Source organism: Thauera phenylacetica B4P, from assembly GCF_000310225.1.
GTDB lineage: Bacteria > Pseudomonadota > Gammaproteobacteria > Burkholderiales > Rhodocyclaceae > Thauera > Thauera phenylacetica.
The window spans coordinates 1-437 of record NZ_AMXF01000610.1; the positions used below are offsets into that span (position 1 = coordinate 1).

Annotated in this window: 1 rRNA gene; it reads left to right on the forward strand. The window is 55.8% G+C overall.

The annotated features are described in order from the left end of the window. Positions 1–407, forward strand: a 23S ribosomal RNA gene (locus C667_RS23940); the annotation flags it as partial. Positions 408–437 lie beyond the last annotated feature (30 nt).

Genomic DNA, 437 nt, shown 5'->3' on the forward strand with positions numbered 1-437 from the left:
CCTCGATGTCGGCTCATCACATCCTGGGGCTGTAGCCGGTCCCAAGGGTATGGCTGTTCGCCATTTAAAGTGGTACGTGAGCTGGGTTTAAAACGTCGTGAGACAGTTTGGTCCCTATCTGCCGTGGGCGCTGGAAGTTTGAGAGGGCCTGCTCCTAGTACGAGAGGACCGGAGTGGACGCACCCCTGGTGTACCGGTTGTGACGCCAGTCGCATCGCCGGGTAGCTATGTGCGGAAGAGATAACCGCTGAAAGCATCTAAGCGGGAAACTCGCCTCAAGATGAGACTTCCCCGGGGCCTCGAGCCCCCTGAAGGGTCGTTGAAGACCACAACGTTGATAGGCCGGGTGTGTAAGCGTGGCAACACGTTCAGCTAACCGGTACTAATTGCCCGTGTGGCTTGATCCTATAACCTTCAAAACAAAACGTACTCGTTTC